General features: G+C 63.2%; 19 protein-coding genes. 10 read left to right on the forward strand and 9 right to left on the reverse strand.

The window, feature by feature from the left end:
• Nucleotides 1-204: 204 nt before the first annotated feature.
• From purL to MESAU_RS21580, 5 genes are all read left to right on the forward strand, one after another.
• Complete coding sequence (gene purL, locus MESAU_RS21560) at nucleotides 205-2,436, forward strand: phosphoribosylformylglycinamidine synthase subunit PurL (protein WP_015318144.1); 2,232 nt, start codon at nucleotides 205-207, stop codon at nucleotides 2,434-2,436.
• 7 nt (nucleotides 2,437-2,443) lie between these two features.
• Nucleotides 2,444-3,031 carry a hypothetical protein gene (locus MESAU_RS21565; protein WP_015318145.1) on the forward strand — a complete coding sequence of 196 codons (588 nt, stop codon included), beginning with the start codon at nucleotides 2,444-2,446 and terminating at the stop codon, nucleotides 3,029-3,031.
• A gap of 122 nt (nucleotides 3,032-3,153) precedes the next feature.
• Nucleotides 3,154-3,387 carry a BolA/IbaG family iron-sulfur metabolism protein gene (locus MESAU_RS21570; protein ID WP_015318146.1) on the forward strand — a complete coding sequence of 78 codons (234 nt, stop codon included), beginning with the start codon at nucleotides 3,154-3,156 and terminating at the stop codon, nucleotides 3,385-3,387.
• A 151-nt stretch (nucleotides 3,388-3,538) separates the two neighbouring features.
• Nucleotides 3,539-3,874 carry a Grx4 family monothiol glutaredoxin gene (gene grxD / locus MESAU_RS21575; protein ID WP_013895877.1) on the forward strand — a complete coding sequence of 112 codons (336 nt, stop codon included), beginning with the start codon at nucleotides 3,539-3,541 and terminating at the stop codon, nucleotides 3,872-3,874.
• Nucleotides 3,875-4,078: 204 nt separating this feature from the next.
• A complete protein-coding gene (locus MESAU_RS21580) occupies nucleotides 4,079-5,308 on the forward strand; it encodes a multidrug effflux MFS transporter (protein WP_263488895.1) in 1,230 nt (409 codons plus the stop codon).
• A 19-nt stretch (nucleotides 5,309-5,327) separates the two neighbouring features.
• Here the strand turns inward: MESAU_RS21580 and MESAU_RS21585 are convergent, their stop codons facing one another.
• The 4 genes from MESAU_RS21585 to rpsD form a co-directional block, all read right to left on the reverse strand.
• The gene (locus tag MESAU_RS21585; RefSeq protein WP_015318148.1) at nucleotides 5,328-5,726 is read right to left on the reverse strand and encodes an energy transducer TonB; all 399 of its coding nucleotides are present in this window, start codon (nucleotides 5,724-5,726) and stop codon (nucleotides 5,328-5,330) included.
• Between the two features lie 63 nt (nucleotides 5,727-5,789).
• On the reverse strand, nucleotides 5,790-6,617 hold the full coding sequence (locus MESAU_RS21590) for an inositol monophosphatase family protein (protein ID WP_015318149.1): 828 nt from the start codon (nucleotides 6,615-6,617) through the stop codon (nucleotides 5,790-5,792).
• Nucleotides 6,607-7,494, reverse strand: a complete 888-nt coding sequence (gene ttcA, locus MESAU_RS21595; protein WP_015318150.1) for a tRNA 2-thiocytidine(32) synthetase TtcA — start codon at nucleotides 7,492-7,494, stop codon at nucleotides 6,607-6,609. Before ttcA ends, MESAU_RS21590 begins: the two co-directional genes overlap by 11 nt.
• Nucleotides 7,495-7,643: 149 nt before the next feature.
• Nucleotides 7,644-8,261: a 30S ribosomal protein S4 gene (rpsD, locus tag MESAU_RS21600; RefSeq protein WP_015318151.1), complete on the reverse strand. Its 618-nt coding sequence runs from the start codon at nucleotides 8,259-8,261 to the stop codon at nucleotides 7,644-7,646.
• A 373-nt stretch (nucleotides 8,262-8,634) separates the two neighbouring features.
• Between rpsD and MESAU_RS21605 the strand changes: the two genes are divergently transcribed.
• Nucleotides 8,635-8,829: a hypothetical protein gene (locus MESAU_RS21605; protein ID WP_041163853.1), complete on the forward strand. Its 195-nt coding sequence runs from the start codon at nucleotides 8,635-8,637 to the stop codon at nucleotides 8,827-8,829.
• An 85-nt stretch (nucleotides 8,830-8,914) separates the two neighbouring features.
• On the opposite strand, the gene MESAU_RS21610 is transcribed toward MESAU_RS21605, so the two are convergent.
• Nucleotides 8,915-9,097, reverse strand: a complete 183-nt coding sequence (locus MESAU_RS21610; protein ID WP_015318153.1) for a DUF3008 family protein — start codon at nucleotides 9,095-9,097, stop codon at nucleotides 8,915-8,917.
• A gap of 159 nt (nucleotides 9,098-9,256) precedes the next feature.
• On the opposite strand from MESAU_RS21610, the gene MESAU_RS21615 reads away from it, so the two are divergent.
• Nucleotides 9,257-10,639: an RNB domain-containing ribonuclease gene (locus MESAU_RS21615; protein ID WP_015318154.1), complete on the forward strand. Its 1,383-nt coding sequence runs from the start codon at nucleotides 9,257-9,259 to the stop codon at nucleotides 10,637-10,639.
• Here MESAU_RS21615 and murI read toward each other — a convergent pair.
• Together murI and MESAU_RS21625 are read right to left on the reverse strand one after the other, a co-directional pair.
• On the reverse strand, nucleotides 10,589-11,452 hold the full coding sequence (gene murI / locus MESAU_RS21620) for a glutamate racemase (RefSeq protein ID WP_015318155.1): 864 nt from the start codon (nucleotides 11,450-11,452) through the stop codon (nucleotides 10,589-10,591). The genes MESAU_RS21615 and murI overlap by 51 nt on opposite strands.
• Complete coding sequence (locus MESAU_RS21625; protein ID WP_015318156.1) at nucleotides 11,445-12,362, reverse strand: RNA methyltransferase; 918 nt, start codon at nucleotides 12,360-12,362, stop codon at nucleotides 11,445-11,447. Before MESAU_RS21625 ends, murI begins: the two co-directional genes overlap by 8 nt.
• Before the next feature lie 212 nt (nucleotides 12,363-12,574).
• On the opposite strand from MESAU_RS21625, the gene MESAU_RS21630 reads away from it, so the two are divergent.
• Complete coding sequence (locus tag MESAU_RS21630; protein ID WP_015318157.1) at nucleotides 12,575-13,786, forward strand: NADP-dependent isocitrate dehydrogenase; 1,212 nt, start codon at nucleotides 12,575-12,577, stop codon at nucleotides 13,784-13,786.
• Between the two features lie 15 nt (nucleotides 13,787-13,801).
• Entirely contained in the window at nucleotides 13,802-14,437 is a 636-nt protein-coding gene (locus MESAU_RS21635; protein ID WP_015318158.1) for a glutathione S-transferase family protein, read from the forward strand.
• A 225-nt stretch (nucleotides 14,438-14,662) separates the two neighbouring features.
• Here MESAU_RS21635 and alaS read toward each other — a convergent pair whose 3' ends face one another.
• Nucleotides 14,663-17,329, reverse strand: coding sequence for an alanine--tRNA ligase (gene alaS, locus MESAU_RS21640; RefSeq protein ID WP_015318159.1), 2,667 nt, complete (start codon nucleotides 17,327-17,329; stop codon nucleotides 14,663-14,665).
• A gap of 271 nt (nucleotides 17,330-17,600) precedes the next feature.
• On the reverse strand, nucleotides 17,601-18,701 hold the full coding sequence (gene recA / locus MESAU_RS21645) for a recombinase RecA (protein ID WP_013895892.1): 1,101 nt from the start codon (nucleotides 18,699-18,701) through the stop codon (nucleotides 17,601-17,603).
• 281 nt (nucleotides 18,702-18,982) lie between these two features.
• Between recA and MESAU_RS21650 the strand changes: the two genes are divergently transcribed.
• Entirely contained in the window at nucleotides 18,983-19,927 is a 945-nt protein-coding gene (locus tag MESAU_RS21650) for a carbohydrate kinase family protein (protein ID WP_015318160.1), read from the forward strand.
• Nucleotides 19,928-19,965 lie beyond the last annotated feature (38 nt).

Raw genomic sequence — 19,965 nt, forward strand, 5'->3', positions numbered from 1 at the left:
CCGGGGCATCGGAGCGTTCCCCATTTTGGTTTTGCGGGGACTTGAAAGCTGGGTGGACGCCTTTCGCTGCTCACCAAAAGGCCTGCCGCGATCTATCGCCCTGTTGCTTTCTGCCTTTTTCCTCAGCCGACGGGTGTATCGACCGCAAGGCTTGCGATAAGAGGAGACTCAAAATCCCTGCTCCATGGACATAAATCGCCGCCCATGACCACTTCCAATTCCGTCCCGATCACATCAGACCTCATCGCCTCGCATGGGCTGAAGCCCGATGAGTATCAGCGCATATTGGACCTGGTCGGTCGCGAGCCGAGCTTCACCGAACTCGGCATCTTCTCGGCGATGTGGAACGAGCACTGCTCCTACAAATCCTCGAAGAAATGGCTGCGCACCTTGCCGACCACCGGCCCGCAAGTCATCCAGGGCCCGGGCGAGAATGCCGGCGTGGTCGACATCGGTGACGGCGACTGCGTCGTCTTCAAGATGGAAAGCCACAACCATCCCTCCTTCATCGAGCCCTACCAGGGTGCGGCGACGGGCGTCGGCGGCATCTTGCGCGACGTCTTCACCATGGGCGCGCGGCCGATCGCGGCGATGAACGCGCTGCGCTTCGGCGCGCCCGACCATCCCAAGACCAGGCATCTGGTCGCGGGCGTGGTTTCCGGCGTCGGCGGCTACGGCAATGCCTTCGGCGTGCCGACGGTCGGCGGCGAGGTCAATTTCGACGCCCGCTACAACGGCAACATCCTGGTCAATGCCTTTGCCGCGGGCCTTGCCAAGACCGATGCCATCTTCCTGTCCGAGGCAAAGGGCGTCGGCCTGCCGGTCGTCTATCTGGGCGCCAAGACCGGCCGCGACGGCGTCGGCGGCGCCACCATGGCCTCGGCCGAATTCGACGACAAGATCGACGAGAAGCGCCCGACCGTGCAGGTCGGCGATCCCTTCACCGAAAAATGCCTGCTGGAGGCCTCTCTCGAACTGATGGCTTCGGGCGCCGTGATCGCCATCCAGGACATGGGTGCTGCCGGCCTCACCTGTTCGGCGGTCGAAATGGGCGCCAAGGGCGACCTCGGCATCGAACTCGACCTCGACAAGGTGCCGGTGCGCGAGGAGCGCATGAGCGCCTACGAGATGATGCTGTCGGAAAGCCAGGAGCGCATGCTGATGGTGCTGCGCCCTGAAAAAGAGAAGGAGGCCGAGGCGATCTTTCACAAATGGGGCCTCGACTTCGCCATCGTCGGCAAGACCACCGACGATCTGCGCTTCCGCGTGCGGCACCAGGGGAACGAGGTCGCCAACCTGCCGATCAAGGATCTCGGCGACAAGGCTCCCGAATACGATCGCCCTTGGGTCGAGCCGAAGAAGCCGGCGCCGCTTGCCGCCAACGATATCCCGCAGGCCGACCTCGCCGATGCGCTGCTGAAGCTGCTTGGCGGACCGGACCTGTCTTCGCGCCGCTGGGTGTGGGAACAGTACGACACGCTGATCCAGGGTAATTCGCTGCAGCTTCCGGGCGGTGATGCCGGCGTGGTGCGGGTCGAGGGCCATCCGACCAAGGCGCTGGCCTTCTCCTCCGATGTGACGCCGCGCTATTGCGAAGCCGACCCCTACGAGGGCGGCAAGCAGGCGGTGGCCGAATGCTGGCGCAACCTGACTGCCACCGGCGCGCTGCCGCTCGCCGCTACCGACAATCTCAATTTCGGCAATCCCGAACGGCCAGAGATCATGGGCCAACTGGTCGGCGCGGTGAAAGGCATCGGCGACGCCTGCCGGGCGCTTGGTTTCCCGATCGTGTCGGGCAATGTCTCGCTCTACAACGAGACCAACGGCCGGGGCATCCTGCCGACACCGACCATCGGCGGCGTCGGCCTGATATCAGACTGGTCGAAGATGGCGCGGATCGGTTTCGCCGCGGAAGGCCAGATGATCCTGCTGGTCGGCGCACCGGCTTCCTGGGGAACGCATCTTGGCCAGTCCGTCTATTTCAGGGATATCCACGGCCGCAGCGACGGCCCGCCGCCGCCGGTCGACCTCGACCACGAGAAGCGCGTCGGCGACCACGTACGCTCGTTGATCGCTGCCGGCATCGTCACGGCCGCGCATGACGTCTCCGATGGCGGCATTGCGGTGGCGCTGGCCGAAATGGCGATGGCGTCGGGCATCGGCGCGACCGTTCCCGGGCTTGTCGGTACCGATCCGATCCCGGTCTGGTTCGGCGAAGACCAGGGCCGCTATCTCCTGACGTTGTCGATCGATCCGCATGGCGATGAATGGGACGCCATCCGCAAGCAGCAGGGCGAACTCGGCATTTTCGCGCCGTGGATCGGCTCGACCGGCGGCGCCGCGTTGAAGCTCGGCGATGCCAGGGCAATCCCGGTCAGCGACTTGACCGCCGCCCATGAAGGCTGGTTCCCGCGCTTCATGGATCAGGCCAGTTGACCAGGGCATGATCCCGAAAGGTGGAAACCGGTTTTCTTGGACAAAGGGAAAACCGTTTTGTCCAGAGATCCTGCTCAATCATAAGAAACTGGCCGTCCGGGCGCTGCTTGCAGTCGTCTTCTGGCCGTCGCTGTTCTTCTTCTGGTGCCTCGGGCCGTTCGTCTTCTTCCTGCTCTCGACGACATCGAGCGAGGTTTGCCCCAGGCTGGAAACGCGCGGAGAATTCCTCGCCGCGGCCAACGGCACGCTTCCCATGCTTGTCCTGCAGAACCTCATCTATGCGGTTCCGATCATCTGCCTGCTGCTTTGGAACCGGCTTCTGCCGGACGAGGCGCGGACGAGACACGTCGTCACCTGCATCAAGCTTTTCGCCGTCTCGGCCGTTTTGGGGGCCTTGTGGGAGTACGGCTCTTCGCTTGTCTGCGATGGTTACGGCCAGCCGTTCTTCTCGCCCGCCTGGCGAATGACCAGCTATCTGCCGATCGCCAACATGGCGATCAACCTCCCGCTCTACGTGCTGGTCTTCAGCCTTGGCCGCGCCTTCTCGATGCGCGAGGATGAGCCGGCGCAGGGGCCGGGTGAACCCATCGCCTGAACACCAACAGAACGGACACCGGACAGAACCGCTTCAATCCGGATTGGAAAGGCTTTAGGCTTGCCCGACTCTCATCACATGGGCCGCCGCGCCGCCGCCCTTCCGAAACAGGAATTTCCGCAATGGCAATGGACGCCCACGACATCGAAAAACTGATCAAGGACGGCATACCGGATGCCCGTGTGACGATTCGCGACCTCGCCGGTGACGGCGACCATTACGCCGCTGAGGTCGTGGCCGAAAGCTTTCGCGGAAAAAGCCGCGTCCAGCAGCATCAGATGGTCTATGACGCGCTGAAGGGCAATATGGGCGGCGTGCTGCACGCGCTGGCGCTGCAGACCAGCGTTCCCGACTGAGGCGTTTCCACCCGACACGCTTGGCCCAAAGCCGCCCATTCTTTGCGCCATTCGGGTGATGGCATGGCTAAAGTCTTGTTTCGGGCAACCTATGGGTTTATTTGAGGGACATGTTTCGAGCCTGACTCCCACAGGCGTGAAAGGATATTCCATGAGCGGCATCAACGACTACATCGACAATGAAGTGAAGGGCAACGACGTCGTCCTTTTCATGAAGGGCACGCCCGGCTTCCCGCAATGCGGATTTTCCGGCCAGGTCGTCCAGATCCTCGACTATATCGGCGCCGACTACAAAGGCGTGAACGTTCTGGACTCCGCCGAACTGCGCCAGGGCATCAAGGACTATTCCAACTGGCCGACGATCCCGCAGCTCTACGTCAAGGGCGAATTCGTCGGCGGCTGCGATATCATCCGCGAAATGTTCCAGGCCGGCGAATTGCAGACCTTTCTGGTCGAGAAGGGCGTGAGCGTCAAAGGCGCCGCCTGACTTCAGTTTTGGGCGTGTCGGTATCGACATGCCCAAGCCACCGGGGCGGCCCCACCTCGGCAATTTTACAAGCCCGGATCCCGGGACCAGGACGAGCCAAATGCGCCGGCCCGCCGGCGCGTTTTCGTTTGAGAGATCGGACTTGCCGTGGACCAGCAGAAATCAGCGCCGCAAGGGGCAAGCACCTCGCCTCGGGCAAGCCAATTGCCGATTCCGCGCTGGGAGTTCATCGCGCTCTGCGCGGCGCTGATGGCGCTCAATTCGCTGGCCATCGACATCATGCTGCCGGCGCTGCAGCAGATCGGTGCCTCGCTCGGGGTCGAGAACGAAAATCATCGGCAATATGTGGTCACCGCCTACATACTGGGTTTCGGCGGCGGCCAACTGTTTTTCGGGCCGATCTCGGACCGGTTCGGGCGCCGCTCGCCGCTCGTCGCCGGCCTTATCATCTATGTGGCGGCAGCCGCCGCGGCCGCTATCGCCCCGAGCTTTGAAACGCTCTTGATATGCCGCGCCGTGCAAGGCCTTGGCGCGGCCGCCACGCGCGTCATAGCGGTCTCGATCGTGCGCGATACATTCGACGGCCGGCGTATGGCCGAAGTCATGTCGCTGATCTTCATGGTGTTCATGGCGATCCCGGTCGTGGCTCCAGGCATCGGCCAGTTCATCATGCTGTTTGCGACCTGGCATTGGATATTCGTCACAATGGCCGTCGGAGCCATGATCGTCTCGGCGTGGTCGCTGCTGCGCCTGCCCGAGACGCTGCATCCCGAATATCGCCGGCCACTGACGGTTTCATCCATCCTCGGCGGCTTCCGCATCGTGCTCACCAACCGCATCGCGCTCTGCTATGCCTTCGCCAGCACCTTCATCTTCGGCGCCATGTTCGGCTTTATCGCCTCGGCGCAGCAGATCTACGTCGGCGTCTTCGACGTCGGCGAGATGTTTCCCGTCATCTTTGCCGGTGTCGCGGGCGTACTCGCCTTCTCCAACTATCTGAACTCGCGCCTTGTCGGCCGCGTCGGCATGCGCCGCCTGTCGCAAAGCGCGCTGTTGCTGTTTCTGGTGATCAGCCTGGCCTGGCTGGTGGTTTCACTGGAAACGAAGATGCCGCTCTGGCTGTTCATCACCTTCTTTGCCAGTGCCATGCTGCCGTTTGGCTGTCTTGGAGCCAATTTCAATGCGTTGGCCATGGAGCCGCTTGGCCAGCTGGCCGGCACGGCGTCATCGATCCTGGGTTTCATGCAGACTTTTCTCGGCGGCATTCTCGGCACGCTGATCGGTCAGGCTTTCAACGGCACGGTGACGCCGCTAGCCGCCGGTTTCTGCAGCGTCTCGGTGGCCGCGCTGCTGATGATCCTGTTTGCGGAACGCGGCAAGATGTTCCAGCCGCAGAACGCCCCCGTTTCAGGCCACGTCACCGACCTGCATTGATTGTCGTCTGCTGGTGGCGTCAGGATGCGCGTTCAAGCGCCGCCGTGAAGCGAGGAGAGAGCATCCGCCCCGCGATCGCTCCGCCCATGCCATTTGAAAAGGGCAATGGAAGAGCGTCGTCGAGCGCCTTGAGAATGGACGCCGCGAAGGCTCGGCTGAGCCGCGGATCGACCCCCAGATCGGAATAGGTGGCGCGAGGCGTCCCGATCAGCGTCCCGTTGCGACGAAGCGAGAACTGCATGGTCAAGGACATGCCCGCGGTTCCGGGTGGCGGCTTCCAACAGGCATAGATAGCGTCCGACATCTCCTTGATGGTGTCGATGGGATCGGGACTGTGACAGGAGCGTTCTTGCGCGATTGCCGCGTTCGCAAACGGCACCACGGCAAGAGCCACAAAAATTGCGAACCGAGGTTTCATTCGAGAGCCTCCGCCAAAACGCCCGACTCGATCATACAACGGTTCAAGCCACAGGAATTGGTCCTATTCCGCCCACAGCTCGCGGCGCAGTTCCTGCCAGCTGTCCTGGTCCGGCGCGACAAGCAGGCCGCCATCGACATGCGAAGGCAGATAGGCGCTGCCGTCGATCCGAGCGGCATGGCCGCCGGCCTCCTGATGGATCAGCACGCCGGGCAGATGATCCCAGGGCATCAGCTTGTTGTAGACGACAAAATGCGCATGCCCGCTCGCCAGCAAGCGATATTCGTGAGCAGCGCAGCGATAGGCGAACTGCGACAGTGCCTTGGTCTGGTTGCGCGCCAGGCGTGAGCGCTCCGGTTCGTCGAGATATTGCCAGGACACCGCGCCGGTCATCTGCGAGATCGGCACTGGCGCCGCCACACGCACTTTCTCCAGGCTGCCATGGGCATGCCTGATATGACTGCCGGCACCCCTGGCGGCGATGAGCCAGTCCTTGCCCACCGGATCATGGATGATGCCCGCGACCGTCTCCCCCCTGACCACGACCGCCAGCATGACGCCGAACAGCGGCACGCCGGACGCGAAATTGAAGGTGCCGTCCACCGGATCGACGGTGAACGCCAGTTCGGCATCTGCCAAGCCGTCGAGCAGCGCCGGATCTTCGGAGCAGGCCTCCTCGCCCACCACCATGGCAGAGGGATAGCGATCGCGCAGCCTGGCGGTGATCAGCCGCTCGGCGTTGACATCGGCCTCCGTCACCAGGTCGGCGGCGGAAGTCTTCTGCCTGATGTCGCCGTCGCCCAGTCGGCGAAAGCGCGGCATGATTTCGGCTTGGGCTGCCTCGGCCAGAATGCCGGCCAGCCAGTCGATCGCGGTGTCGTCAAATGTCATCGGAAATGTATTGCCTGATCGCGAGGGTTTCATTGAGGGCGGCGAAATCGAACAGCTTTCGGTCGAGCAAATGCGACGGCCTGGTGTTGGACAGAGCGCGAATCATGGTGTCCTTGCGGCCGGGCATGCGCTTTTCGATGTCCTCGAGCATCGCTTTCATGGCGTTGCGCTGCAGCCCTTCCTGGCTGCCGCAGAGATCGCAAGGGATGATCGGGAACCGCATCGCGGCAGCGAATTTCTCCAGATCGATTTCGGCACAATAGCTCAGCGGCCGCAACACCATCACATCGCCTTCGTCGTTGAGCAGTTTCGGCGGCATGGCGGCAAGCCGCCCGCCGTGGAACAGGTTCATGAAGAAGGTTTCGAGGATGTCCTCGCGATGATGGCCGAGGACCAGGGCCGAGCAGCCTTCCTCGCGCGCGATCCTGTAGAGATGGCCGCGCCGCAGCCGCGAGCAGAGCGAGCAATAGGTGCTGCCTTCGGGGAGCTTGTCGGTCACGACCGAATAGGTGTCCCGGTATTCGATACGGTGCGCTATGTCGTTGGTGTCGAGATATTCGGGCAGGATATGCTTGGGGAAATTCGGCTGGCCCTGGTCGAGATTGCAGGCCAGCAACTCGACTGGCAGCATCCCGCGCCATTTGAGATCAAGCAACATGGCCAGCAGACCGTAGGAATCCTTGCCGCCCGACAGCGCGACCAGCCAGCGCTCGCCCGGCTTCACCATCGAAAAATCCTCGATCGCCTGGCGGGTCAGCCGCAGCAGTCGCTTGCGCAGCTTGTTGAACTCGACCGACGACGGCACATCGGCGAACAGCGGGTGAGAGCCGCCTTCGGCGGCCGGTTCGAGTGTTTCGATGTCTAGCTGCATGGTCATGGCGCGACGGCCCCGGATGTGACTTCCGCCCGGCTTAGCGCATTGTCTGGAAAATCGAAATTGATTTTAGCGACACGCCGCAAGCGGGTGCCCGAAACAAAAAGGCCGCCTCGAGGGCGGCCTTTCCGGTATCGCAAAAAAGCGTTCGCTTAGCGCGAGTAGAATTCGACGACCAGGTTCGGTTCCATCTGCACGGCGAACGGAACGTCCGCCAGGCCCGGGATGCGCGAGAAGGTCGCGGTCATCTTGTTGTGATCGGCTTCGATGTAGTCGGGCACGTCACGCTCGGCGAGGCCAACCGATTCCAGGACGATCACCAGCTGCTTCGACTTTTCGCGCACTTCGACGACATCGCCCGGCTTGCAGCGATACGAGCCGATGTTGACGCGCTTGCCGTTGACGTTGACGTGGCCGTGGTTGACGAACTGACGGGCGGCGAAAATGGTCGGCACGAACTTGGAGCGGTAGACAACCGCGTCGAGACGCGATTCGAGCAGGCCGATCAGGTTCTCCGAGGTGTCGCCCTTGCGGCGATCGGCCTCTTCATAGACCTTGCGGAACTGCTTTTCCGACACGTCGCCGTAGTGGCCCTTCAGCTTCTGCTTGGCACGGAGCTGCAGGCCGAAGTCGGAAAGCTTGCCCTTGCGGCGCTGGCCATGCTGGCCGGGGCCGTATTCACGCTTGTTGACCGGGGACTTGGGGCGGCCCCAGATATTTTCGCCGAGACGGCGGTCGATCTTGTATTTCGCGGATTCGCGCTTGCTCATCGCATTCCCTTTCAAAGACAACACACCCGGCACCTCTTGGTCCGGGTGAAGGAAACGCGCCCTCCTCTGGCCTCCGTTTTCGAGACCTGACAGGGTTTTCCCACGCAACGCGGCGGAAAACCCACGGGACACGTCAGTTCAAACAAGATCGGAAACGATTGTCGTGACAGATCTTGCGTATACAAAACAAACACCGGACATCGCTGCCCGGCGTTGGCGGCTGGTTAAACCGAGATTTAACCGGTGTCAAGCTTGTGAGTGGCGCGGCGCAACGCAACCGTATAGCGTCCAAGGCGTTGATGCGATGCCGATGTGGCGGGAGGTTTGCGCCAGCGGCACCAGGAAGGGACTGGAGCTAGAGGAGCTTAATTGCATGAAGAAGTTTTTCCTTACCCTGGCAGGGGCCGCGGTGCTTGCCGGGTCGATGGCGGTGGCCCCTGAGCCGGCCATGGCGCGTCATTGGCACGGCCACAAGCAGGTCTGCCGCATCGTCGTGAAGAAGCGAGTGGTGTGGCGGCATGGCCATCGCAGGGTGATCGTCGAGAGAGTACGGCGCTGCCGCTGGTAAGACTGTTCAACGCCATAATTCCCGGGCCAGCGAACGTCGCTGGCCCTTTTTCATTCCAAGGTAGTCTGGCTCGAGCGCTCAATCCTTAGGATTTTTTCTCCGGCAATCCCTTGCGCTTCGTCTCGGCGAATTCCTCGAGCTGCTTTTCATTCATCGATTCATACATGCCCTTGGAGGCGCCCTTGAGTTCGCTTTTCTTGGTCTCGCCGCGTTTGGCGGAGAGTGCGGCGCCGGCGGCTTTCTGCTGGGCTTTCGAAGTGGCTGGCATGGCGGGTCTCCTTTGCTGTCAGGAGAAACGCCACGCTTCGGCGGCGGTTCCAGCGCCAGTGGCGCTGCTCCCCGTCCGCCTGGTGCCAACCCTTGGCCGCGCTCGGCGATTTTCGTCGGCAGCCTTCTCGTGTCCGGAACCCCAGTGTAGGACGGCTGAATGAAATCCCTGACCGATCCCTCACAGGTTCTCTCCGCGGGACTGGCGAAAATCCGCGCCGAATTCCACGTGCCGGACGGATTTCCGGCCGATGTGCTTGCCGCGGCGGAGGCGGCGGCCAAACGTGTGCCCAACCAGCATGCCGATCGAACTGAAATGCCGTTCGTCACGCTCGATCCGGCTGCTTCCACCGATCTCGATCAGGCGTTCTCGATCGAGGCGAGCGGTGGCGATCTTCTGCTGCATTACGCCATCGCCGACGTGGCCTGGTTCGTCGAGGACGGCGACGCGATCGATCGCGAAGCCTGGACGCGGGGCGAGACGCTTTACTTGCCGGACGGCAAGGCCGGGCTCTATCCGCCGGTAATTGCCGAGGGTGCGGCGAGCCTGTTGCCGGATGGACCCCGTCCAGCTGCTATCTTCACGGTTCGGGTTGCGCAGGACGGCGCGACGAAGTTGGACGGCGCGGAGCGGGCAATCATTCAAAGCCGCGCGAAGCTCGCCTATGACAGCGTGAAGGCCTCCGATGTCCCGGCCGGCTTCGCCGAAATGGCGCGGCGCATGGCGGCGAATGAGCGGCGCCGTGGGGCTTCCCGCGTCGACCCACCCGAGCAGGAGGTGGAAAGGCTTGCCGACGGCACATTCCGGCTTTCGTTCAGGCCGCTTCTGCAATCCGAGCAGGACAACGCCGCGCTTTCGCTGGCCGCCAACATGGCGATCGCCGATGCCATGCTTGCGCATCATACCGGCCTTTTTCGGGTGATGTCGGGGCCGGATGCCTTCAAGGTTCAAAGGCTGCGCAACGCGGCACAGGCTCTCGGACTGTCCTGGCCGGCCTCGACCAGCTTGCGGGACTATCAGCGAACCCTCGATCCGACCGATCCGCATCAGGCGGCGCTGATGCTGGAAATCCGCCATGCAAGCCCCGGCGCATCCTATCAACCGTATCAGGACGGCGTTGTCCCATGGCATGAGGCGATGGCCGCGACCTATGCCCATGCAACCGCCCCACTGAGGCGCCTTGCCGATCGTTATGTCGTGCGCTGCGCGCTGGCTATCGCCAACGGCCAGCCCGTGCCCCAGGCTGTTACCGACGCGTTTGCCAGGTTGCCGAAGGCGATGGGACGCGCGGATAGCCGCGCTTCCCAGATCAACCACGCGGCCATCGACCTTGCCGAGGCGGTAATGCTGGAGGGGCGCGAGGGCGAGACGTTCAAAGCCGTCGTCACCGACTTCGTCGACCATGGCGTGCGCATTCAGCTTGCCGACATGGCTGTCGTTGCCACCGTGAAGGCCTCGGGGCTCAGACAGGGTGATGGTCTGACGCTAAGGCTAGTCCTGGCCGATCCGGATCAACGCAGCATCGTCTTCGAACCTGTTTGAGTGGCGGGCGGCTTTGCCGCTGTCCAAGTGAACGGTCAGCCCGAACCCCTGCATCAGGCGGCTGACGGCGAAGTCCGCCTTGCCCGAGGTGAAAACCGCGATATCAGGCTCGGCTTGCGGCAGCGCCCCATTGATCGGCGGCAGCAGCGAAAGGGCGCGCCGTGCGATCGCCTCGGCCGGATCGATCCAGTCGACCGGCCAGGGAGCGGTCTTGCGCATGCGATTGACCAGAAAGGGATAGTGCGTGCAGGCCAGCACGACGATGTCGGTGCGCATGCCGTCGCGCTCGATGAAGCATGGCTCGATCTCGGCGCGCACGGCATCTTCGTCGACGAAGCCCTGGCGCATATAGGCTTCGGACAGGCCAGCCAGCCTGTCGCTGCCGACCAGGCGGACATGGCATTTCTGCGCCCATTTGCTGATCAGGTCGCGCGTGTACTGGCGCTTCACCGTGCCCGGCGTCGCCAGCACCGAGACCAGCCCGGAGCGCGTGCGCTCGGCCGCCGGCTTGACCGCCGGCACCGTGCCGACGAAGGGATGGCCGGGAAATCTTTCGCGCAGCGCGTCGATCACCAGTGTCGAGGCGGTGTTGCAGGCGATAACCGAGATGGCCGGCGCGAAGCGGTCGAGCAGTTTGGCGAATAATCCTAGTATATGCTCTCTTAGGGCCGGCTCCTCCCAGGCGCCAAAAGGAAAAGCGGCATCGTCGGCGACATAGATAAAGCGCCGGTCGGGCATCAGGACGCGTGCCTCGCGCAACACGGTCAGACCGCCGACGCCGGAATCGAACATCAGGATCGGCTGGTCAGTCATTGTCGGTTCCCTTGCCGCCGAGCAGTGGCGTGTCCGTGTCGTCGCCGCTAGCGTCCGGCGCCCGACCAGTCGCCTCCGCCTTGCGGGCGCGCGCCGCCGCCGCGGGCAAACGCCTCGGGTCATCGCCAGGTGACCCATCGCCGCGCGGCATCGCCGGCGAGAACCGGTCAAGCGAAGAGATGATGCCGCGCAGCACCTTGAGCTCCGGCTCGGCAAAGCCTGCCCGCGTCAGCACGGCGCGGAGGTTGTCGACCATTTTCGGCTTCTTCGGCGCCGGCCTGAAATAGCCGCGCGCCTCGAGCGCGCCTTCGAGATAGGTGAACAGGCCGTGCAATTCTTCCTTGCTTGCAGGCTTCATCTCCGGCCCCGAAAAATTGGTCCTGGTCTCGTCCTCCAGGCCCGACTTCATCCACTCGTAGGACATCAGCAAGGCCGCCTGGGCGATGTTGAGCGAGGAGAAATCAGGATCGACCGGGAAAGTGACGATCTCGTCGGCGAGGCCAACCTCGTCATTGTAGAGGCCGAAGCGCTCGCGACCGAACAGGATACCGGTGCGTTGCCCCATTGCGTGACGGGCGCGCAGCATCCTGCCCGCCTCCACCGGTCCACGCACGGATTTGAAACCGTCGCGCTGCCTTGCGGTGGTGGCGAAGACGAAGTTCAGGTCGGCAAGTGCCGAGGCCAGATCGTCGAAAACCTCGACGGCATCGATGACGTGGTCGGCACGGCTGGCGGCGGCACGCGCCTTCTCGCTCGGCCAGCCATCGCGCGGATTGACCAGACGCAGTTCCGACAGTCCGAAATTGGCCATGGCGCGGGCGACCATGCCGATATTCTCGCCGAGCTGCGGCTCGACAAGGATGATCGCCGGGCCGGCTGCGGTGTTATCGGGATCTTTGGTAATGGGCATGATTGTCAATGAACTGCTGTTTGCGGCATTTCAGCGTCCCCTGCCATATTCGGCCGCGAAAATGAAGCATTCGCAAATGACGGCGCCGTGGGCTCACATTCGTGACCGATCGCCGTTTGCGTGGCCAAAAGCGCTTTGATATACGGGCGGCATCCCCGGCCGACGCCACGCGGGCAAGGCCGTCCCATTCCCAGCAACGAGGCATTCTTTCCATGGCGAAGATCAAGGTGGCGAACCCGGTCGTCGAACTCGACGGCGACGAGATGACCCGCATCATCTGGCAGTTCATCAAGGACAAGCTGATCCACCCTTATCTCGACCTCGAGCTCGAATATTACGACCTGGGCATCGAGCATCGCGACGCCACCAACGACCAGGTGACCATCGATTCGGCCAACGCCATCAAGAAATACGGTGTCGGCGTGAAATGCGCGACCATCACCCCCGACGAGCAGCGCGTCGAGGAATTCAAGCTGAAGAAGATGTGGAAATCGCCGAACGGCACCATCCGCAACATTTTGGGCGGAACCATCTTTCGCGAGCCGATCATCATGAAGAACGTGCCGCGCCTGGTGCCCGGCTGGACCAAGCCGATCATCGTCGGCCGCCACGCCTTCGGCGACCAGTATCGCGCCACCGATTTCCGCTTTCCCGGCAAGGGCAAGCTGACGATCAAGTTCGTCGGCGAGGACGGCCAGGTCATCGAGCACGACGTGTTCGACGCGCCCGGCGCCGGTGTCGCCATGGCCATGTACAATCTCGACGAGTCCATCCGCGAATTCGCCCGGGCGTCGCTGAACTACGGCCTGCTGCGCAACTATCCGGTCTACCTGTCGACCAAGAACACCATTCTCAAGGCCTATGACGGCCGCTTCAAGGATATTTTCCAGGAAGTCTACGAGGCTGAATTCGAGGCCGAGTTCAAGTCGAAGAAGCTCTGGTACGAGCACCGCCTGATCGACGACATGGTGGCGTCGAGCCTGAAATGGTCGGGCGGCTATGTCTGGGCCTGCAAGAACTATGACGGCGACGTCCAGTCCGACACGGTGGCGCAAGGGTTCGGTTCGCTCGGCCTGATGACCTCGGTGCTGATGACGCCGGATGGCAAGACCGTCGAAGCGGAAGCCGCGCACGGCACCGTGACCCGCCACTATCGTCAGCATCAGAAGGGCGAGGAAACCTCGACCAATTCGATTGCGTCGATCTTCGCCTGGACGCGAGGCCTCGCGCACCGCGCCAAGCTCGACGACAACGCCGAACTGAAGCGTTTTTCCGAGACGCTGGAAAAGGTCTGCATCCAGACTGTCGAGAGCGGCTTCATGACCAAGGACCTGTCGCTCTTGATCGGCCCCGACCAGCCCTGGCTCTCGACCACCGGCTTCCTCGACAAGATCGACGAGAATTTGCAGAAGGCGATGGCGTAACCGCCTCGCGGACAAATGGGCAAGCCGGTCGTCTACGGCGCGGATTACAGCGTCTATGTACGCATCGTCCGGCTTGCGCTCGAGGAGAAAGGCATCGCCTACGATCTCGTGCCGGTCGACATCTTTGCAGAAGGTGGCGCGCCGGCATGGTACGGCAAGCACCATCCCTTCGGCCGCATCCCAGCCTTCGAGCATGAGGGGTTCCGCCTGTTCGAGGCGAGTGCGATCGCGCGCTATATCGACGACGCTTTCGACGGGCCGGCGCTGCAGCCCGCCGACATACGCGCCCGCGCAAGGATGAACCAGATCATCGGCATGCTCGACGCCTACGCCTACCGTGCGATGGTCTGGGATGTCGCGGTCGAGCGTCTGGAGAGAGAAGTGCCCGACGAGAGCTTGATCGCGGATGGCCTGCGGCAGGCAGAGACGGTGCTGAAGGTGCTGACTTCGCTGAAGCAAGATGGACCCTGGCTGCTCGGCGACCAGCTGACCCTGGCCGATCTGCACGCGGCACCGATCATCGCCTACTTCGTCAAGGTTGCCGAAGGGCGCAACTTGCTGACGCAGTTTGCAGGCATCTGGGATTTGTATTTGCGAATGGCTGGCCGCCCGAGCTTCGTGCGTACCGAAAAAGCGTATAACTCGAGGTGAGCTTCCTCGACGTCGCGCCGCCCCTGCCCTGCCGGGCATTTCTCCCCGTGAACGGGGAGAAAGAGGCTGGTCGCGTTATCGGCGCTCTTCTGCAACGAGGGCGATTGGCGAAGGGCGCGACGAAAGCGCCCTTCTCCCCGTTCTACGGGGAGAAAATGGCGGCAGCCAGATGAGGGGCAGCGCTGCCCCAAGAGAAAGGATCCCGCCTGGCCCCACGCATGGTAGCTACGCTGCTTCGAGCGCCGCCCTCACTGCCGCGATCGCATCATCGGCCTTCGACGCATCCGGGCCGCCGGCCTGCGCCATGTCGGGGCGGCCGCCGCCGCCCTGCCCGCCCAATGCTGCGGAGGCCACGCGAACAAGGTCGACGGCGCTGAAACGGCCGACGAGATCATCGGTGACAGCGACCACGACGCTCGCCTTGTTGTCCTCAGCCGTGCCAACGAACACGACGACGCCAGAGCCCAACGAAGTCTTGCCCGCATCGGCCAGCGGCTTCAAGTCCTTCGGCGAGACACCTGACACCGCCTTGCCGAGAAAGCCGACGCCAGCGACGATCTCGTTGGCGGCAGGAGCATCGGCAGGCGACCCGCCGCCCAGCGCCAATTTCTTGCGCGCTTCGGCCAGATCCTTCTCGAGCTTCTTGCGCTCTTCGAGCAGCGCTTCGACGCGCGCTGGCACATCTGCGGGCGAAATCTTAAGCGTTGCCGCCGTGGTCTTCAGGCGTCGGTCCTGCTCATCGAGATGCCTGCGCGCGGCCTCGCCGGTCAACGCCTCGATGCGGCGCACGCCGGCGGCGACAGCACCATCCGAGACGATGCGCACCAGGCCGATATCGCCGGTCGCCTTGACATGCGTGCCGCCGCAGAGCTCGACCGAATAAGGGCGGTTGGCCTTGGCGCCATGCAGGCCCGTGCCCATCGACACGACGCGCACCTCATCGCCGTATTTCTCGCCGAACAGCGCCATCGCGCCCTCGGCAATGGCGTCATCGACCGACATCAGGCGCGTGGTCACCGGGCCGTTCTGCACGACGATCTCGTTGGCCATGCGCTCGACCTCTTCGAGCTCCTGCGCGGAGATCGGCTTGTTGTGCGAGATGTCGAAGCGCAGACGCTCGGGTGCGACCAGCGAACCCTTCTGCGCGACATGGGTGCCCAGCACCTCGCGCAACGCCTCGTGGATCAGGTGCGTCGCCGAGTGGTTGGCGCGCAGCCGGGAGCGCCTGGCATGATCGACCTTAAGTTCGACCGCGGCACCCGGCCTGACCGTGCCGGCGACCACCTTGCCGAGATGCACGAAGAGGCCATCGGCCTTCTTCTGCGTGTCGGAAATCTCGATCGAGAAGCCCTCGCCCGAGATTATGCCGGTGTCACCCATCTGGCCGCCGGACTCGCCGTAGAACGGCGTCTGGTTGACGACCACGGCGACCGCATCGCCCTTGCCGGCGCTGTCTACGGTCTTGCCGTCCTTGACCAGCGCCTCGATGAGGCCTTCCGCCTGCTCGGTTTCGTAGCCGAGGAATTCGGTGGCGCCGGTCTTTTCACGCACGGAGAACCAAACCGTCTCGGTGGCGGCCTCGCCGGACCCGGCCCAGTGCTTGCGCGCCTCCGCCTTCTGCTGCTCCATCGCATTGGTGAAGCCGGCAAGGTCGACCGAGATGCTGCGCTGCCGCAGCGCGTCCTGCGTCAGGTCGAGCGGGAAGCCATAGGTGTCGTAGAGCTTGAATGCCGTTTCGCCATCGAGCATGTCGCCGGCGCCGAGCTTCTCCGTCGCCTCGGACAGCAGCCCGAGGCCGCGCACCAGCGTCTTGCGGAAACGGGTCTCCTCAAGTTTCAGGGTCTCGGCGATCATCGTTTCGCCGCGTGCCAGTTCGGGATAGGCCTGGCCCATCTCGCGCACCAGCGCCGGCACCAGCTTCCACATCAGCGGCTCGTTCGCCCCCAGCAACTGCGCATGGCGCATGGCGCGGCGCATGATGCGGCGCAACACATAGCCGCGGCCTTCGTTCGACGGCAGCACGCCGTCGGCGACCAGGAAGGAGGACGAGCGCAGATGATCGGCAATGACGCGATAGGACGCAACCGTTTCGGCGTCGGGCGCGCGCCCAAGTGCCGAGGACGCCGCATCGATCAGATGACGGAACAGGTCGGTCTCGAAGACGCTTTCCACTCCTTGCAGGATGGACGCCATGCGCTCCAGGCCCATGCCGGTGTCGATCGACGGGCGCGGCAGGTCGACGCGCTCCTCTTTCGTTACCTGCTCATACTGCATGAACACCAGGTTCCAGAATTCGAGGAAGCGATCGCCGTCTTCCTCGGGACTGCCGGGAGGTCCACCCCAGATGTGCTCGCCACGATCGATGAAGATTTCCGAGCAAGGTCCGCAAGGACCGGTGTCGCCCATCGCCCAGAAATTGTCCGAGGTCGGGATGCGGATGATGCGATCGTCGGAGAAACCGGCGATCTTCTTCCAGAAGCCAGCCGCCTCGTCGTCCGTGTGATAGACGGTGACCAGCAGCTTGTCCTTCTTCAGCCCGAACTCCCTGGTGATGACGTTCCAGGCAAGCTCGATGGCGCGCTCCTTGAAATAGTCGCCGAAGGAGAAATTGCCGAGCATCTCGAAGAAGGTCAGGTGGCGCGCGGTATAGCCGACATTGTCGAGATCGTTGTGCTTGCCGCCGGCGCGGACGCTTTTCTGGGCTGTGGTGGCGCGCGAATAGGGCCGCTTCTCCAAACCGGTGAAGACATTCTTGAACTGCACCATGCCGGCATTGGTGAACATCAATGTCGGATCGTTGCGCGGCACGAGCGGGCTTGAGGCCACGACCTCGTGGCCCTCCTTGCGGAAATAGTCGAGAAAGGTCGACCGGATCTCGTTGACGCCACTCATGGATACTGCCTTTTCAAGAGAGCCGCCGGCCGGACCGGCGGGAGATGGCTCTGTATTTTCTAGAAGATGGAGCTGGCCTTTTAGCCGTAGCTCTTGACCCTGTCCAGAAACACGGAATTGGGCCAATTCGCGCTTTGCACCGGCACTTGCGGGGCCGCCCAAACGAAAACCGCCGGCGCGAAGGCCGGCGGTTTGGAACGCGGTACTACGGAACTCTGTTACTTAAGCATTGACTAATAGTCTGGATTTATGGCCAAATTCTGGCCGTTGCCTACATCGCGCCGGCTTCGTCCTCAAAACCGTCGTCGCCATTGCCCTCGGAGCCACCATTTTCGAGGAACTTTTCGGCGATCAATCCGGCATTCTGCCTGAGCGCCAGTTCGATCTCGCGCGCGGTATCGGGATTGTCGCGCAGGAACAGTTTCGCATTCTCGCGGCCCTGGCCGAGACGCTGCGAATTATAGGAGAACCAGGCGCCCGATTTCTCGACCACGCCGGCCTTGACGCCGAGGTCGACCAGTTCGCCGGTCTTGGAGACGCCCTCGCCATACATGATGTCGAACTCGACCACCTTGAAGGGCGGCGCCAACTTGTTCTTGACCACCTTGACGCGGGTCTGGTTGCCGACGACCTCGTCACGATCCTTGACCGAGCCGATACGGCGGATGTCGAGGCGAACCGAAGCGTAGAATTTCAGCGCGTTGCCGCCGGTCGTGGTTTCGGGCGAACCGAACATGACGCCGATCTTCATGCGGATCTGGTTGATGAAGATGACCATGGTGTTGGAGCGCGAGATCGACGCGGTCAGCTTGCGCAGCGCCTGGCTCATCAGGCGGGCCTGCAGACCCGGCAGCGAATCGCCCATCTCGCCCTCGATCTCGGCACGCGGCGTCAGCGCCGCCACCGAATCGACCACCAGCACGTCGATGGCGCCGGAACGCACCAGCGTGTCGCAAATCTCCAGCGCCTGCTCGCCGGTGTCGGGCTGCGAGATCAGCAGGTTCTCAAGATCGACGCCGAGCTTGCGGGCGTAGACCGGATCGAGCGCGTGTTCGGCATCGACGAAGGCGCAGATGCCGCCCTTCTTCTGGGCTTCAGCCACGGTGTGCAGGGCCAGGGTCGTCTTGCCGGAGCTTTCCGGCCCATAGATCTCGATGATACGGCCGCGCGGCAAGCCACCGACGCCGAGCGCGATGTCGAGGCCGAGCGAGCCGGTCGGCACCGTTTCGATCTCGACGACCTGCTCGTTGGCGCCGAGCCGCATGATCGAGCCCTTGCCGAAAGCCCGCTCGATTTGCGACAGCGCCGCATCCAGAGCCTTTGATTTGTCCACTGCCTTATCCTCTACCAGCCGCAAAGAATTCTGAGCCATGATACATCACCCCTTGGTCGTCAATGAAGGCCGGACAATCCGTGATCCCTGCCATTTTGTACCTTTTTTGTTCTCATTTGGCAAGGGGTGACAACCAACTGAAAAACAAAGGATATCGCGATTTGTTCTTTTTTTGTCTCGCAAACCCTGGCACGAACGGGCTCCGCATTGGGCCAGACGGCTCGATCGTATCGCCCGACCGAATCGCCGACCAGCATGCGAAGCTCTGTCGCGCACTCTAGCGCTTGTGCGGCCGCAACAACAAAGGTCATATCGCCACCATGGTGGAATCCCCGAAGATCCTGGCCGTGGGCGGCGCCCATATCGACCGGCGTGGCCAGGTGTACGGTCCCTATGTGCCGGCAGCCTCCAATCCCGGCACGATGCGCGAGGATGTCGGCGGGGGCGTCTTCAATGCGTTGCGCAGCATGGTGCGGCGCGGCGTGTCGGCCTCCCTGGTGTCGATGCGGGGCGGCGATGCGTCGGCCGATACGGTTTCACGGGCCATCGCCGAGGCAGGCATCGCCGATCTTTCGGCGGTGTTCCTCGACCGTACCACGCCGAGCTACACGGCATTGATCGATCGCGAGGGCGAATTGATCGTCGGCTTTGCCGACATGGCACTGTACGACCTGGCTTTTCCCAAGCAGATCAGGCGTTCCAAGATACGCCAGGAGGTGGCCGCCGCCGATGCCATCCTGTGCGACGCCAATCTGCCGTCGGCCGCCCTGGAGCGGCTGCTGTCGCTCGCCGCCGGTAAACCGGTTTTCGCCATCGCGATTTCGCCGGCGAAGGTAACGCGGCTGATACCGGTTCTCGGCGGGCTGGCCCAGCTCTTCATGAACCGGCGAGAGGCCGTCGTGCTGGCCGGTGTCAATGCAGCGGCCGCCGAGCGGGAAATGGTCGACGGGTTGCGGTGCAGCGGCCTTGCCAGCGGCGTGGTCACGGCCGGCAGCGGCCCTGTGCTGGGTTTCGATGAGACAGGCGCCTTTTCGATCCTGCCGCCTGCCCCCAGAAAAGTCGCCGATGTCACCGGCGCCGGCGACGCGCTGGCAGGTGCAACGGTCGCAGCACTGCTGCGGGGCCAGCCGCTGCGCCACGCCGTGCGTGAGGGCGTCGCCGCGGCAACGCTGGCCATCGAAAGCGCCGACGCGGTGCCCGAATTCACCGCGGCGAGCTTCGCGGAAGCGCTGGCCCTTGTGCCGGATGCCAGGGAAGTGGCATGAGACCCGGCAAGTTCATAACGCGCGGTGAAGCTACGCTT

This window comes from Mesorhizobium australicum WSM2073 (genome assembly GCF_000230995.2).
In the GTDB taxonomy this organism is placed as follows: domain Bacteria; phylum Pseudomonadota; class Alphaproteobacteria; order Rhizobiales; family Rhizobiaceae; genus Mesorhizobium; species Mesorhizobium australicum.

Excerpts from the sequence above, each read along its gene's own strand:
- purL (WP_015318144.1), top strand. The coding sequence starts at position 205 with ATGACCACTTCCAATTCCGTCCCGATCACATCAGACCTCATCGCCTCG.
- recA (WP_013895892.1), bottom strand. The coding sequence starts at position 18,701 with ATGGCTCAGAATTCTTTGCGGCTGGTAGAGGATAAGGCAGTGGACAAA.
- MESAU_RS21605 (WP_041163853.1), top strand. The coding sequence starts at position 8,635 with ATGAAGAAGTTTTTCCTTACCCTGGCAGGGGCCGCGGTGCTTGCCGGG.
- MESAU_RS21565 (WP_015318145.1), top strand. The coding sequence starts at position 2,444 with ATGATCCCGAAAGGTGGAAACCGGTTTTCTTGGACAAAGGGAAAACCG.
- MESAU_RS21610 (WP_015318153.1), bottom strand. The coding sequence starts at position 9,097 with ATGCCAGCCACTTCGAAAGCCCAGCAGAAAGCCGCCGGCGCCGCACTC.
- MESAU_RS21585 (WP_015318148.1), bottom strand. The coding sequence starts at position 5,726 with ATGAAACCTCGGTTCGCAATTTTTGTGGCTCTTGCCGTGGTGCCGTTT.
- ttcA (WP_015318150.1), bottom strand. The coding sequence starts at position 7,494 with ATGACCATGCAGCTAGACATCGAAACACTCGAACCGGCCGCCGAAGGC.
- grxD (WP_013895877.1), top strand. The coding sequence starts at position 3,539 with ATGAGCGGCATCAACGACTACATCGACAATGAAGTGAAGGGCAACGAC.
- MESAU_RS21625 (WP_015318156.1), bottom strand. The coding sequence starts at position 12,362 with ATGCCCATTACCAAAGATCCCGATAACACCGCAGCCGGCCCGGCGATC.
- MESAU_RS21635 (WP_015318158.1), top strand. The coding sequence starts at position 13,802 with ATGGGCAAGCCGGTCGTCTACGGCGCGGATTACAGCGTCTATGTACGC.
- murI (WP_015318155.1), bottom strand. The coding sequence starts at position 11,452 with ATGACTGACCAGCCGATCCTGATGTTCGATTCCGGCGTCGGCGGTCTG.
- rpsD (WP_015318151.1), bottom strand. The coding sequence starts at position 8,261 with ATGAGCAAGCGCGAATCCGCGAAATACAAGATCGACCGCCGTCTCGGC.
- MESAU_RS21650 (WP_015318160.1), top strand. The coding sequence starts at position 18,983 with ATGGTGGAATCCCCGAAGATCCTGGCCGTGGGCGGCGCCCATATCGAC.
- alaS (WP_015318159.1), bottom strand. The coding sequence starts at position 17,329 with ATGAGTGGCGTCAACGAGATCCGGTCGACCTTTCTCGACTATTTCCGC.
- MESAU_RS21615 (WP_015318154.1), top strand. The coding sequence starts at position 9,257 with ATGAAATCCCTGACCGATCCCTCACAGGTTCTCTCCGCGGGACTGGCG.
- MESAU_RS21570 (WP_015318146.1), top strand. The coding sequence starts at position 3,154 with ATGGCAATGGACGCCCACGACATCGAAAAACTGATCAAGGACGGCATA.
- MESAU_RS21630 (WP_015318157.1), top strand. The coding sequence starts at position 12,575 with ATGGCGAAGATCAAGGTGGCGAACCCGGTCGTCGAACTCGACGGCGAC.
- MESAU_RS21590 (WP_015318149.1), bottom strand. The coding sequence starts at position 6,617 with ATGACATTTGACGACACCGCGATCGACTGGCTGGCCGGCATTCTGGCC.